The organism is Actinocrinis sp. (genome assembly GCF_035650855.1).
In the GTDB taxonomy this organism is placed as follows: Bacteria; Actinomycetota; Actinomycetes; order Streptomycetales; family Catenulisporaceae; genus Actinocrinis.
The window spans coordinates 1-13,612 of the sequence record NZ_DASRGV010000135.1; the positions used below are offsets into that span (position 1 = coordinate 1).

The window sequence follows — 13,612 nt, forward strand, 5'->3', positions numbered from 1 at the left end:
CGCTGCCGGTCATGGAGGGCAAGGCGGCGCTGTTCAAGCGGTTCGCCGGGATCGACGCCTGGCCGATCTGCCTGGACACCCAGGACACCGAGGAGATCATCCGCACGGTCAAGGCGATCGCGCCGGGCTTTGCCGGGATCAACCTCGAGGACATCTCGGCGCCGCGCTGCTTCGAGATCGAGCGGCGGCTGCGCGAGCAGCTGGACATCCCGGTGTTCCACGACGACCAGCACGGCACCGCGATCGTGGTGCTGGCCGCGCTGACCAACGCGCTGCGCGTGGTGGGTAAGGACATCGGCCAGGTGCGGATCGTCGGCTCGGGCGCGGGCGCGGCCGGAACGGCGATCCTGCGGCTGCTGCGCGACGCGGGGGCGAAGGACATCACGGTGGCGGACTACCACGGCGTGGTGCACGCGGGGCGCGACGACCTCGGCAGCCCCGACTCGGATCTGCGCTGGGTTGCGGAGAACACGAACCCGGGCGGCTACACCGGGACGCTGCGGGAGGCGCTGGCTGGCGCGGACGTCTTCATCGGGGTTTCCGCGCCGAACATCCTGACCGGCGACGACATCGCGACGATGGCGCCGGACGCGATCGTGTTCGCGCTGGCCAACCCGGATCCGGAGGTGGATCCGGCGGCGGCACAGGAGCACGCGGCGGTGGTCGCGACCGGCCGCAGCGACTTCCCGAACCAGATCAACAACGTGCTGGCGTTCCCCGGGGTCTTCCGCGGCCTGCTGGACGCGCACGGCCACAAGGTCTCACAGGCGATGCTGCTGGCCGCGGCGCGCGCGTTGGCGGATGTGGTGAAGGAGGAGGAGTTGAACGCGAACTTCATCGTGCCGTCCGTCTTCAACCCTGAGGTGGCGCCCGCAGTGGCGGCGGCGGTCCGCGAGGCCGTCGACGGGAAGAAGTAGAAGTAGCCGGAACAGACGCAGCCCCGGCCTGCTCATCAGAAGACTGATGAGCAGGCCGGGGCGTTTTGCGGGCGGGCGACGCGGCCGAAAGCGCGCCTACTGCTCGGGGGCGGGCAGCAACCGCGACGCGAAAGGCGCTAGCGGCGCGATGGTTGCGGGCGGGCGGCGGGCGACGCGGCCCGAAACCGGGCCTACTGCTCAGGGATGAGCAGCAACCGCGACGCGAGAGGCGCTGGCGGCGCGATGGTTGCGGTTGGTCGGCGGGCGACGCGGCCGAAACCGCGCCTACTGCTCAGGGATGAGCAGCACCTTGCCGGTGGTCGCGCGCGAGGCGAGCGCCGTGTGTGCGGCCGCGGCTTCGGCGAGCGGGTAGCGGGAGCCGATCGTGATGTTCAGCTTTCCATCGGCGATCGCGCCGAGGAGTTCGCCGGTGCGCCACGCCAGCTCCTCCGGGGCGGCGATGTGGTGCGTGAGCGTCGGGCGGGTGATGAACAGCGAGCCGGCCGCGTTGAGCCGCTGGAGGTCGAACGGCGGGACCGGGCCGCTCGCCGCGCCGTAGAGCGCCAGCAGGCCGCGCGGGCGCAGGGACGCGAGCGAGGCGTCGAAGGTGGTCTTGCCGACCCCGTCGTAGACCACGTCGACGCCGCGCCGGTCCTCCGTCAGGTCGCGCACCGCGCCGGCCAGGTCGTCGACCTCGGTGTAGCGGATGATCTCGTCGGCGCCCACCGAGCGCGCCAGCTCTTCCTTCTCCTTCGTGGACACCGTGCCGATCACCCGGCCGCCGCGCGCCTTGATCATCTGGGTGAGCAGCAGGCCCATGCCGCCCGCGGCCGCGTGTACGAGCGCCGTGTCCCCCGCCTTGACCGGCCAGGTCGACGTCGTCAGGTAATGCGCCGTCAGACCCTGCAGCATCGCTGCGGCCGCCGTCTCCAGCGGGATCTGCGGCGGGACGCGGACCGCGCGGGTCGCCTCTACGAGCGTGCGCTGCGCGTAGCTGCCGCTGACGCTGTCCACCGAGGCGACGTGGTCGCCCACACTGAAGCCGGTCACTCCCTCGCCGACCGCCTCCACCGTGCCGGCGAACTCGGCTCCGGGAGTGAACGGCAGCGGCTTCTGATAGACGCCGGTGCGCAGGTAGATCTCGATGAAGTTCACGCCGACCGCGGCCACCTTGACCAGCAACTGGCCAGGTCCCGCGTGCAGCCGCGGCCCCTCGGTGTACTCCAGCACCTCAGGGCCGCCGGTCCTGCTGATGACGATCGCGTTCATGCGCGCCTCCGCGTTGGTCGATGGTTATCGAACCAAAGAGCGTGCCGGGCGGCGTTATTCCGGGCTGTTGCGGGCTGTTGCAGTCGTCCGGTCTCGCTCGTCAGTCGGTGAGGAACTCGCCGAACTCGAATCGGGCGCCGAGCGCGTTGAGCTTGTCCGCGAAGTCCTCGTAGCCGCGGTTGATCAGCGAGATGCCGTGCACTGTCGAGGTGCCCTGAGCCGCGAGCGCCGCGATGAGGTACGAGAAGCCCGCGCGCAGGTCCGGGATCTCCAGCTCGGCCGCGTGCAGCTTGGTCGGCCCGGAGATCACCGCCGAGTGCATGAAGTTGCGCTGGCCGAACCGGCAGGGCGTGCCGCCGAGGCATTCGCGGTACAGCTGCACCTGCGCGCCCATCGAGATCAGGGCGCTGGTGAAGCCGAGCCGCTTCTCGTACACCGTCTCGTGCACGATGGACAGGCCCTGAGCCTGCGTCAGCGCGACCACGAGCGGCTGCTGCCAGTCGGTCTGGAAGCCGGGGTGCACGTCGGTCTCCAGCGCCAGCGCCTTGAGCGCGTCGCCGGGGTGCCAGAACCGGATGCCCGGGTCGCCCGGAGTGTCGTCGACCTCGAACGCGCCGCCGACCCGGCGGAAGACGTTGAGGAAGGTCATCATCGAGCCCTGCTGCGCGCCGCGCACCAGGATGTCGCCGCCGGTGGCCAGCGCCGCGCAGGCCCAGGACGCCGCCTCGAGCCGGTCCGGCAGCGCGCGGTGCGTGTAGCCCTCGAGCCGGTCGACGCCGGTGATGTGGATGACCCGGTTGTCGAGCACCGAGATGATCGCGCCCATCTTCTGGAGGACCGCGATCAGGTCGACGATCTCCGGCTCGGTGGCCGCGTTACGCAGTTCGGTCACGCCTTCGGCCAGCACCGCGGTCAGCAGCACCTGCTCGGTGGATCCGACGCTCGGGTACGGAAGCGTTATCTTCGTGCCGCGCAGCCGCTGCGGGGCCTGGATGTGCAGGCCGTCGGGCCGCTTCTCGACCACGGCGCCGAACGCGCGCAGGGCGTCGAGGTGGAAGTCGATCGGCCGGTCGCCGATGCGGCAGCCGCCGAGGTCCGGGATGAAGGCGTGGCCGTTGCGGTGCAGCAGCGGGCCGCACAGCAGGATCGGGATGCGGCTCTCCCCGGCGTGCGCGGCGATCTCGGCGTGATCCGCGGCGTCCACCGAGGTGGGGTCGAGGACCAGCTCGTCGCTCACGTCGCCGGTGCGTACGGTGACGCCGTGCGCCTCCAGCAGGCCGGTGACAATGCGCACGTCACTGATCCGCGGGACGTTGCGCAGCCGGCTCGGGCTGCTGCCGAGCAGCGCGGCGACCATGGCCTTGGGCACGAGGTTCTTCGCGCCGCGCAGGGTGACCTCGCCGGTCAGCGGCGTGCCGCCGGTGACGTGGATGCGGTCTGGCCGCGGCGCGAGGGCGCGGGCGGCGTGTGCGACCGAGTCGGGCACGGGCGCGGCGAAGGGACGGGGCAGGGCGGTTGCGGGTGCGCTGTTCATGGCTCCGTGTCTGCTTCGGCCCGCGGACGGGCTCCTCAGGACTTGGAGTCCCGACCCGTCCTGCTTCCGGCGGCCCTCCGGATCTCGGGGCGGAACAAGCGGTAAGTCTGCCAGACGCGCAGTGCCCGGTTCCAACACCGCTATGCGGCGGTTCGAACAAGCGCATCGCCGGCCCCCGGACCGGCCATGGCCGCCGGATCAGCGCGGAAACGGCCGGAAACCGGCCGATCGGCCACGTCAGGTTCGGTAAGAAGAGTGAGCGGCGGCGCGGATCCGACGGCGGGTTAAGGCCCCCGCGCGCGGCCGACACCCGATCGCGACCAAGACTCCGCGCTGGATGATCCTCCTGAGAAGATGGCTCCATGACCGAGGTCGCATTGACCGGGCGACTGCTGATCGCCACGCCGCTGCTGGTGGATCCCAACTTCGACCGGACCGTGGTGCTGGTGCTCGATCACGACGGCGACGGCACGCTGGGCGTGGTGGTCAACCGGCCGACGGCGGTGCCGGTGCGCGAGGTGCTGCCCGCGTGGAGCGAGCTGGCCGAGCCGCTGCCGATGGTGTTCCAGGGCGGCCCGGTGGCGCTGGACTCGGCCCTCGGCCTGGCCGAGCTGCGCTCGGTGCCGCGGCCGGGTGCGGGCGAGCCGCTGGGCTGGCGCCGGGTGCACGGCGATCTCGGCCTGGTGGACCTGGACATCCCGCCGGAGATGCTGGCCACCGAGATATCGGCGTTCCGGGTCTACGCCGGATACGCGGGCTGGAGCTCGGGGCAGCTGGAGCGGGAACTGGCCCAGGGCGCCTGGTACGTGGTCGATCCGGCGCCCGGTGACGCTTTCACGCTCGACCCGGATCGCACCTGGCGGGCGGTGCTGCGCAGGCAGCGCGGCGAGCTCGCGCTGCTCTCGACGTTCCCGGAAGACCCGGCGATGAATTAGATCGTCCGTTGTTACTTCGTATCGCCAACTGCTCCACAGCGAGGCGGATGCACTCGTAGACTCGCCTCATGAGTACGGCAGAAAAGCTCTCGGGTGGCACCGCCACTATCACCGACGAGCGGGTCGAGTACAGCACCGACAACGGTGATCACGAGCGGTTCTCCCACTACGCGGAGAAGGACAAGATCACCGAGGCGCTGGTGCTCGGCACCCCGGTGACCGCGCTGTGCGGCAAGGTGTGGGTGCCCAGCCGCGATCCCAGCCGCTTCCCGATCTGCCCGACCTGCAAGGAGATCTTCGACGATCCGAACTTCTTCTACGACGACGACAACGAGTCGTCCGAGGCCGGGGAGAAGTAGCGGCGATGGGATCGGGGACCGTGGTCGCCGAGCGGGCGGTCACGTTCCCCGGCTCGGTGCGTGAGGCGCTCGACGTCCTCGCGGCCTGCCCTGACGCGACCGTGGTGGCCGGCGGCACCGAGGTGATGGCGCTGGTCAACGCGGGCGCGCTGGTCCCGTCCCGGCTGGTCGTGATCGACCGGATCGAGGAGCTGCGCGGCGTGTGGTTCGCCGACCAGGAGATCGTGCTGGGCTCGGCGACGACGTGCACGGATCTGATGCACAGCGATGTGCGCGGCGTGCTGCCCGCGCTCGCCCAGGCGGCGCGAGCGATCGCCGCGCCGGGGATCCGCAGCCGGGCGACGCTGGGCGGCAACCTGCTCTCCGGCAAGCGGTCCGGCGGCCCGACCGCGCCGGCGCCGACCCGCGACCTGCTGACGGTGTTGGTCGCGTTGAACGCGGTGGCGGTGTGCCGGTCGGTGGACGGCTGGCGGCAGATTCCGGTGCTGGAGCTGTACGCGCGCGACGGCGGCGTGGACCTGCCGCCCGGCGAGCTGCTGACCGCGCTGCGGGTGCCGATGAGCGGCGGTCCGCAGGGCTTCATGAAGGTGGGGACGCGGGCCGGGGCCGCGCGTCCGCTGGTGACCTTCGCCTTGGCGGCGGACCTGCCCGCCCGGACGGTGACTTGCGCGATCGGCGGATTCTCCCCGGCGGCGGTGCGGGTGGACCACGCCGGGCAGTGGCTGGCCGAGCATGTGGACTGGGAGAACGGCGCCATCCCCGATCCGACGACGTATCCGCGGTTCGCGCGGCTGATCGCGGAGGGCCTGGTGGTCCCCGGTTCGGCCGGCCCGGCGGGCTGGACCACGGCCACGGTGCCGCAGGAGTACCGCGAGCGGGCCGCCGAGGTCTGCGCCCGGCGGGCGCTGGTGCGGGCGCTGCCGCCGGCCGGCTGGCTGGAGCAGGTGGCCGAGTACCAGCAGCGGGCCGAGTTCCTGCGGCACCGGGCGAAGGTGGAGCGCGCCGAGCGCGGCCTGCCCGCCGAGCCGCCGGTGCCGGGCCAGGGAGCCGGGTTCGAAGGGATGCGCGGTGAGTGAGCCGGGTTTGAGCGGTCCGGGCCCGGAGGAGTCGGGCGTCCTGGGAGCAGGTGGATCAGGCTCAGGTGGCACGGGCTCGGCTGGGACACAGTCCGGCGCCGTGGCGTGGGCGACCGCCGGCTTCGAGCTGACCGTCAACGGGGTCGCGCAGCCGGTCTCCGACGCGTGGATCGGCGAGAACCTGCTGTTCGTGCTGCGTGAGCGGCTCGGGTTCACCGCGGTGAAGGACGGCTGCGGCGAGGGCGAGTGCGGGGCGTGCACGGTGCTGATGGACGGTCAGCCGACCGCCGCCTGTCTCGTTCCCGCGGCCGCGGCGGCCGGACGCGCGATCGAGACTCCGGAGCTGCACGCGGTGCCGCAGCCCGACTCGGTGGCCTGCGCGCTGGCCGCGCACGCGGGTGCGGGCTGCGGGTTCTGCCTGCCCGGGATCGGGATGGAGCTGCGCGCGCTGCTGACCCGCAACGCCAAGCCGAGTCCGGCGGCGATCCGCGAGGCGCTGAGCGGGCACCGCTGCCGCTGCCTGCCGCCGGAGCGGTTCATCGCGGCCACCGACCAGGCGGCCACGGCGCTGGCGCGCGAGCAGGCGCGGGCCCAAGCCCAGGCCGAGGCCCTCACACAGGCGGAACTGGACGCGCAAGCGCAGCCGATGCGCGAGTCGCCGGTGCTGAAGTCCGCGAACTACGGGCGCGTTCCGGCCCAGGGCAAGGGCCGCGCCCATCCGGCCGGCGAGCATGAGCAGTCCGGGGTGCGGGCGTGACCACCCCGACCTCGCTGCCCGGCTTCCTGATCGGCGAGCAGCTGCCGGAGCGATCCGAGGACACGGCGCAGCCGATCGAGTCCGAGCTCGCCGAGTACGGTCCGAACCTCAGCGAACCGAGCCCGGCGGCCGGGGACGGCGTCGGGAAGGTCGTGCCGACGGCCAAGGCCAACGGCCGCTATCCGTACGCGGCCGACTTGGGCGTGCCCGGCATGCTGTGGGCGGCGATGACGCGCAGCCCGCATCCGCACGCGACCATCGTGGGCTGCGATACCGAGGCGGCCAAGGCGCTGCCGGGTGTGCACGCGGTGCTCGCGGGGCCAGACCTGGGCGTGAACCAGGTCGACTACCTGGGGCAGTGCGTCGCCATCGCGGCCGCTGAGCATCCGGCCATCGCTCAGGCCGCCCTGAACGCCATCGCGATCGACTACCGGCCGCAGGAGCCGCTGACCGATCCGCGGCAGGCGTTCAACGCCGCGCCGATCCATTCGGACGGGAACGTGGCCGCGCACCGGTTCTTCAGCACAGCGCACGATGTGACGGCCGCTCAGCCGCGCAAGCCCTCGCCTTCGGCGCGGCGCGCGGAGGCGTTGCGGGGTTTGACGGGTCCGCACGCGCAGGCCGTCGAAGAGCCCGAGGTGCCGCCGCGCAGCGTCTCGGTCATCCACGGGTACGAATTCGCCCGGCCCGCGGACTGGCCTGCCGGTCCGGGCACCGTGTTCGCCGTGCCGCACGGAGACGGCGTCGAGATCCACACGCTGAGCGTCGATCCGGGCCGGGACCGCCGCGCGCTGGCCGCCGCGCTGGGCCGGCCCGAGGCGGAGATCCGGCTGGTGCCCGCGCCGTTCACCGGCGGCGCCATCGCGGATGACGCGGACCTGCGGGTGGCCGCCGCGCTGCTGGCCGCGCGCACCGGTCGGCCGGTGAAGGCGGTGGACGGCAGCGTCGGGCACTGGCCCGCCGGTACTGCCGAGCCAGCGGCCCGGGTGCACGCGATCCACGTCGCGGACGAGGACGGCACGCTGCGCGAGGTGCGTCTCGAGCTGGTGATCGACGGCGGCGCGGAGCCCGCGGCGGCCGAGGCGCTGCTGGACGAGTACTGCCGGCTGGCCGCGGGCCCGTACCGGGTGCCGAAGGTGGAGGTGCAGGGTTGGGTCGTGCGCACGCACAACCCGCCGCTCGCGCCGTGGCCCGGAGGCGGCGCGGCGCTCGCGGCCGTGGTCGCCGAGGCGCAGATGGACGCGGTGGCCGCCGAGCTCGGCATGACCGGGCTCGAAGTGCGGGTGAAGAACCTGATGCGCACCGGGGACAAGCTGCCGGACGGCCGCAAGGTGGTCGCCGCGGACATGCTGCCGGAGCTGGTGACCGCGGTGCTGGACGCGGCGGTGCCGCCGTTCCCGCCGGGCCCGGATGTGCGTGAGTTCCCCGGCACGGTGGGGCGCACCGGGGAGATGACCCGGCTGCGGCGCGGGGTCGGCGTGGCGCTGGCGATGGTCGACCTGGTGCCGCCGGGCCTTGCCGAGGAGCTGGCCACGGCGCAGGTGGCGCTGACCTCGGATGTGCACGGCCCGATCGCGCACGTCAGCACGTCGATGGTGGACACCGGCGCCGGGCAGCACGCGCTGCTGCGGCGGATCGTGCGCGAGGTGCTGGGCGTGCAGCGGGTGCTGGTGCGCCGGCCGACCGCGCCCGGGGCGCTTCCGGCGACGCCGCTGGCAACGGGGCGCGCGGCTTGGCTGCACGGCATGGCGGTACAGCGGGCGGCGCGCGCGGTTCGTTCGCAGGCGCTCGCGGCGGTCGGCGCGGAGCTGGCCATCTCGCCGGAACTGCTGGAAGTGCGTGGCGACCGCGTCGTGAGCTACGACGGCATGCTGTCGCGGCCGCTGGACGCGGTCTACCGGGCCGCGCTGCGCGGCGCGGCGGTGTACCTCGCGGACGGCGAATTCCGGGTGCGCGGCTCCGGGCCGGCCGAGCCGGGCGTTTTCGTGCCGGAGCCCGGGCAGGCGCATGTGGCGTTCGCGGTTCATCGGGCGGTCGTCGACGCGGACACCGAGCTCGGGTTGATCCGGCCGGTGCGGGTGACGGCGGCGCACGACGCGGGCCGCGCGCTGGTGCCGGGGCGGATCGAGGCGGCGATCGCGGCCGGGGTGATGTCGGCGGCCTCCGCGGTGTTCGCGGACGAGGCTCCGGCGGCCCGGGCCGAGGCCGGGGCGCTGGCCTGTGCGCAGCTGCCGAGCGCACTGGATCTGCCGGAGGTGGACGTGCTGCCGCCGGTCCAGTCCTCGATCGGGGAGCTGGAGACCACGGCGCTGCGGCGGCGCGGCTTCTCGGCCCCGCTGCCGCTCGGCTACCAGCCGGTGGGCCGGATCGCGCACGCTGCGGCGGCCGCGGCGCTGGCCTGCGCGGCGCGGGACGCGTTGGGCGCGCACCGCACGGCGCTCCCGATCCGGCCCTGGGAAACCGGCCGCGACAGATAAGCCTCCTTACAGCCCCTTGCATGCGTAATGGCTGAAAACCACTTGCGCCCATGACGTAGGCTGGAGAGATGGCCAGCTTCGTCGAGACCTCACCGGACCCCGTGCAGATCACCGAAACCGTTCCGCTCGACGGGCTGTTCTCGTCCAAGTACCTGGCCGTCACGATCGGCATCATCGCCTCGGTGCTGCTGACCGCGTTCGAGGCGATGGCGGTCAGCACGGCGATGCCGGTCGCGGTCGCCGACCTGCACGGCCTGCCCTACTACTCGCTCGCGTTCAGCGCCTATCTGACGCTGAGCCTGCTGGGCATGGTGCTGGCCGGGCAGCGGGCCGACGCTCGCGGGCCGCGGCTGCCCTACCTCGGCGGGTTCGGCCTGTTCGGCGTCGGGCTGCTGGCGGCCGGGACCGCGACGAGCATGGCGCAGTTCGTGCTCGGCCGGGCGCTTCAGGGTTTCGGCGGCGGGCTGATGACCGTCTCGCTGTACATCCTGGTGGCGAGGGCATATCCGGAGCGGCTGCACAGCAAGGCGTTCTCGGTGATCGCGAGTTGCTGGGTGCTCCCGGCCATCATCGGGCCGTTCATCTCCGGGGTGCTCACCGAGGACGTTTCGTGGCGCTGGGTGTTCCTCGGCGTCGCGGCGCTGATCGCGGTGCCGCTCGGCTTCCTGGTGCGACCGCTGCGCAACGTGCCCGACCTGCCGGCTGCGCCCGAATCCGCGGACACCGCCTCCTCGAAAGACACGGCCGCCCGGCAGCGCACGGTGCGGATCTGCGCCGCGCTGACCGCGCTCGGGGCCGGGCTGTTCCAGTTCGGCAGCCAGCAGCTCAACTGGGTCGGCGCGGTGCTGGTGCCGCTGGCGCTGGTACTGCTGGTGCCGAGCGCGCCGAAGCTGCTGCCGCGCGGCATCTTCCGCGCCGGGCGCGGGCTGCCGACCGTGGTGGCGATGCGCGGGCTGATGGCCGGGACCTACTTCGGCATCGAGGCCTTCATCCCGCTGATGCTGGTTCAGGAGCGCGGGATGAGCGTGACTGCCGCGGGGCTCTCGCTGACCGGCGCGGCGATCAGCTGGGCCGCCGCGGCGTGGGCGATCAACCGGCCGTGGCTGCGCGCGCGGCTCTCCCAGGCCGGCATGGTGCGGCTCGGCGCCGGCATCACCACGGCCTCGCTGCTGCTCGCGATCGCGGCGATCAGCCCGCACGTGCCGCAGTGGACCGCCGCGGCGGCGATGTTCTTCGCCGCGGCCGGGATGGGCCTGGTCTGGCCGAACGTCAGCGTGCTGACGCTGGAGCTCTCGGATCCGGGCGACCAGGGCGCGAACGCCGCCTCGCTACAGGTCGCGGACGGGCTGAGCAGCACTCTCTCCATCGCTGTCGCCGGGGCCGTCTACCATGCGCTGCACACCTCGGCGGCCGCGGATCGGCCGGTGTTCGCGCTGATGTACGGCATGTTCATCGCCGTCGGCGCGGTCGCGTGGCTGATCGCGCCCCGGGTGCGGGTACGGTAGATCTCCGCGCTCGCACGCGCGGTGTCCGGCGGTAGGCGAACGAAGGGGGCAGAACTCTGAGCACGTCCGCAGCGTCCCACCTGTCCCCGGCCTATCCCGACCGAGCCCCGTGGGGCACCGCCGGGCGCCTGCGCGCCTGGCAGCAGGCCGCGATGGAGCTGTACTTGCGCAACGAGCCGCGTGACTTCCTCGCGGTCGCGACGCCCGGCGCGGGCAAGACCACGTTCGCGCTGCGCATCGCCACGGAACTGCTGGACCGTCACATCGTGCAGCAGGTCACGGTCGTGGCGCCGACCGAGCACCTCAAGCACCAGTGGTCCGAGGCGGCGAAGAAGGTCGGGATAGGGATCGACCCGACCTACTCGGGCGCGTCCGGCGGCACCTCGCGCGACTACACCGGCATCGCGGTCACCTACGCGGGCGTCGCCGCGCACCCGATGCTGCACCGGCGCCGCGTGGAGAATCGCAGGACCCTGGTGATCCTGGACGAGATCCACCACGCCGGGGACGCGCTGTCCTGGGGTGACGCGGTCTTCGAGGCCTTCGAGCCCGCCGCGCGCCGCCTGGCGCTGACCGGAACCCCGTTCCGTTCGGACACCGCGCCGATCCCGTTCGTGACGTACGCCCCGGACGCCGAGGGCGTGCGCCGGTCGGTCGCGGACTACACCTACGGCTACGGCGGCGCGCTCGCGGACGGCGTCGTGCGGCCGGTGATCTTCCTCTCCTACGCGGGGCAGATGCGCTGGCGCACCAAGGCCGGCGACGAGGTGGCCGCGAGCCTCGGCGAGCCGATGACGCAGGACGCGGTGGCGCAGGCCTGGCGTACCGCGCTGGATCCGGAAGGCAACTGGATGCCCGCCGTGCTGCGGGCCGCCGACCGCCGCCTCGACGAGGTGCGCCGCGCCGTCCCGGACGCCGGCGGGCTGGTCATCGCGACCGACCACAACACGGCCCGTGCCTACGCGAAGATGCTGCGGGAGATCTCCGGCAGGCCGACCACCGTCGTGCTCTCGGACGACCCCAAGGCCTCGAGCCGGATCGCGAAGTTCAGCGAGTCCGAGGACAAGTGGATGGTCGCGGTGCGGATGGTCTCCGAGGGCGTGGACGTGCCGCGGCTTGCCGTCGGCGTGTACGCGACCTCCATCTCGACGCCGCTGTTCTTCGCCCAGGCGGTCGGCCGGTTCGTGCGGGCACGGCGGCGCGGCGAGACCGCCTCGGTGTTCCTGCCCTCGATCCCCTCGCTGGTCCAGTTCGCCAACGAGTTGGAACTCGAACGCGACCACGTCCTCGACCGCAAGAAGCGCGGCGAGGACGACTTGTGGAGCGAGGAGGAGGACCTGCTCGCGGACGCCAACAAGACCAAGGACGAGGCGCCGCTCGAGGAGTTCACCTTCAAGGCGCTCGAGTCGGAGGCCAACTTCGACCGGGTGCTCTACGACGGCGGCGAGTTCGGCGTCGCGGCGGAGGTCGGCAGCGCGGAAGAGGCCGACTTCCTCGGCATCCCCGGCCTGCTGGAACCCGAGCACGTACGCACTCTGCTGCAGAAGCGGCAGGCGCGGCAGATCTCCCGGCAGCGCGGGTCGCGCGGCGGCGCGGCGGCCGTGCCGGCCGAGGAGCGTCCGGTGGTCAGCCACCAGCAGCTGCTCGAACTGCGCCGGGAGCTGAACAACCTGGTCGGCGCGTGGCACCACCAGACCGGACTGCCGCACGGGGTGATCCACGCGGACCTACGGCGCAGCTGCGGCGGCCCGCCGACCGCACAGGCCACGGCCGCGGAGCTGCGCAGCCGGATCGACACCGTACGCAAGTGGGCCGCGAGTCGCGCGTCGTGAGCGGCGAGCGGTGAGCGGTGAGGGCTGAGCGGATTTGACGAGCTTCTCGACCGCGCGGCCTAGACTCTCGCTGTGACGACGACCACGCACCACCCGGAGACCTCGCAGACCCTGGACCGGGGTCTGCGCGCGCTCGAAGAGCTGGCCGACGCACCCACGGGGCTCACCGTCACGGAACTGGCAGACCACCTCGGGGTGAATCGCACCATCGTCTACCGGCTGCTGGCCACCCTGGAGCTGCACGGTCTGGCCCGCCGGGACGCGGCGGGGCGGGCGCGGCTCGGCATCGGAGTGCTGGCGCTGGCCCGCCGCGTGCAGCCGCTGTTGCGCGACGCGGCCGCGATCCCGCTGCGCCGCCTGGCCGAGGAGGTCGGCGCGACCGCGCATCTGACGGTCGTCGACGGCACCGAGGCGCTGGCGGTCGCGGTGGTCGAGCCGACGTGGACGGACTACCACGTCGCGTACCGAGTGGGTTCGCGGCATCCGCTGGATCGGGGCGCGGCCGGCCGCGCGATCGTGGCGTACCGCGACAACGGGACGAAGACGTACATCGTCACGCAGGGAGAGCTGCAGGTCGGCGCGTTCGGCATCGCGGCGCCGCTGGTGGACGTGCCCGGGATCGAGGCCTCAGTCGGCGTGATCTCGTTCGGCGAGCTCGACCCGGCCCGCACCGGACCCCGCATCGTGCGCGCCGCCGCCGAGGTCGCCAAGGCGCTGCGCTGAGGCGGTGTCCCGATTGTCTTCGATGCTGTTCTGGTTGGCGACGGCGCAGGCCGGAGTCGAGCCCGGCAGCCGGTACCGGTTCACCGAGACGAGGTGATACGCGCCGGCCGCCAGCCACGAGATCGGCGGCACCAGCATGAGCGCGCCGATCGGCCGCCATGGCCAGCGCGAGCGCAGCAGGACCTGCGCGACCGCGGCCGCCCCGGAGCGGATCGGCGCGCCGGCCGA

At 72.9% G+C, this 13,612-nt stretch carries 12 protein-coding genes; 9 read left to right on the forward strand and 3 right to left on the reverse strand.

Features of this window, described 5'->3' with window-relative positions:
- Window positions 1-917: NAD(P)-dependent malic enzyme (locus VFB40_RS10695; RefSeq protein WP_324849466.1), on the forward strand; the 917-nt coding region annotated here is incomplete at its 5' end.
- A gap of 285 nt (window positions 918-1,202) precedes the next feature.
- Here the strand turns inward: VFB40_RS10695 and VFB40_RS10700 are convergent.
- Both VFB40_RS10700 and murA read right to left on the reverse strand, forming a co-directional pair.
- Entirely contained in the window at window positions 1,203-2,186 is a 984-nt protein-coding gene (locus tag VFB40_RS10700) for a quinone oxidoreductase family protein (protein ID WP_324849468.1), read from the reverse strand.
- A gap of 100 nt (window positions 2,187-2,286) precedes the next feature.
- Window positions 2,287-3,720, reverse strand: coding sequence for a UDP-N-acetylglucosamine 1-carboxyvinyltransferase (murA, locus tag VFB40_RS10705; protein ID WP_324849470.1), 1,434 nt, complete (start codon window positions 3,718-3,720; stop codon window positions 2,287-2,289).
- 362 nt (window positions 3,721-4,082) lie between these two features.
- Here murA and VFB40_RS10710 point away from each other — a divergent pair, with 362 nt between their 5' ends.
- The 8 genes from VFB40_RS10710 (at window position 4,083) to VFB40_RS10745 (ending at window position 13,384) form a co-directional block, all read left to right on the forward strand.
- On the forward strand, window positions 4,083-4,655 hold the full coding sequence (locus VFB40_RS10710; RefSeq protein ID WP_324840835.1) for a YqgE/AlgH family protein: 573 nt from the start codon (window positions 4,083-4,085) through the stop codon (window positions 4,653-4,655).
- A gap of 68 nt (window positions 4,656-4,723) precedes the next feature.
- Window positions 4,724-5,014: a DUF3039 domain-containing protein gene (locus VFB40_RS10715; RefSeq protein ID WP_324849472.1), complete on the forward strand. Its 291-nt coding sequence runs from the start codon at window positions 4,724-4,726 to the stop codon at window positions 5,012-5,014.
- A 5-nt stretch (window positions 5,015-5,019) separates the two neighbouring features.
- Entirely contained in the window at window positions 5,020-6,090 is a 1,071-nt protein-coding gene (locus VFB40_RS10720; RefSeq protein WP_324849474.1) for an FAD binding domain-containing protein, read from the forward strand.
- A 100-nt stretch (window positions 6,091-6,190) separates the two neighbouring features.
- The gene (locus tag VFB40_RS10725) at window positions 6,191-6,847 is read left to right on the forward strand and encodes a (2Fe-2S)-binding protein (RefSeq protein WP_324849476.1); all 657 of its coding nucleotides are present in this window, start codon (window positions 6,191-6,193) and stop codon (window positions 6,845-6,847) included.
- A complete protein-coding gene (locus VFB40_RS10730; RefSeq protein WP_324849478.1) occupies window positions 6,844-9,324 on the forward strand; it encodes a xanthine dehydrogenase family protein molybdopterin-binding subunit in 2,481 nt (826 codons plus the stop codon). The genes VFB40_RS10725 and VFB40_RS10730 overlap by 4 nt, the downstream gene beginning before the upstream one ends.
- 68 nt (window positions 9,325-9,392) lie before the next feature.
- A complete protein-coding gene (locus VFB40_RS10735) occupies window positions 9,393-10,829 on the forward strand; it encodes an MFS transporter (protein ID WP_324849480.1) in 1,437 nt (478 codons plus the stop codon).
- A 56-nt stretch (window positions 10,830-10,885) separates the two neighbouring features.
- A complete protein-coding gene (locus tag VFB40_RS10740) occupies window positions 10,886-12,661 on the forward strand; it encodes a DEAD/DEAH box helicase (protein ID WP_349261430.1) in 1,776 nt (591 codons plus the stop codon).
- Between the two features lie 72 nt (window positions 12,662-12,733).
- The gene (locus VFB40_RS10745; RefSeq protein ID WP_324849482.1) at window positions 12,734-13,384 is read left to right on the forward strand and encodes an IclR family transcriptional regulator; all 651 of its coding nucleotides are present in this window, start codon (window positions 12,734-12,736) and stop codon (window positions 13,382-13,384) included.
- On the opposite strand, the gene VFB40_RS10750 is transcribed toward VFB40_RS10745, so the two are convergent.
- Window positions 13,289-13,612 (reverse strand): thiol-disulfide oxidoreductase DCC family protein (locus VFB40_RS10750; RefSeq protein ID WP_324849484.1); only part of this gene is annotated, 324 nt, incomplete at its 5' end. The two genes, VFB40_RS10745 and VFB40_RS10750, sit on opposite strands and share 96 nt — an antisense overlap.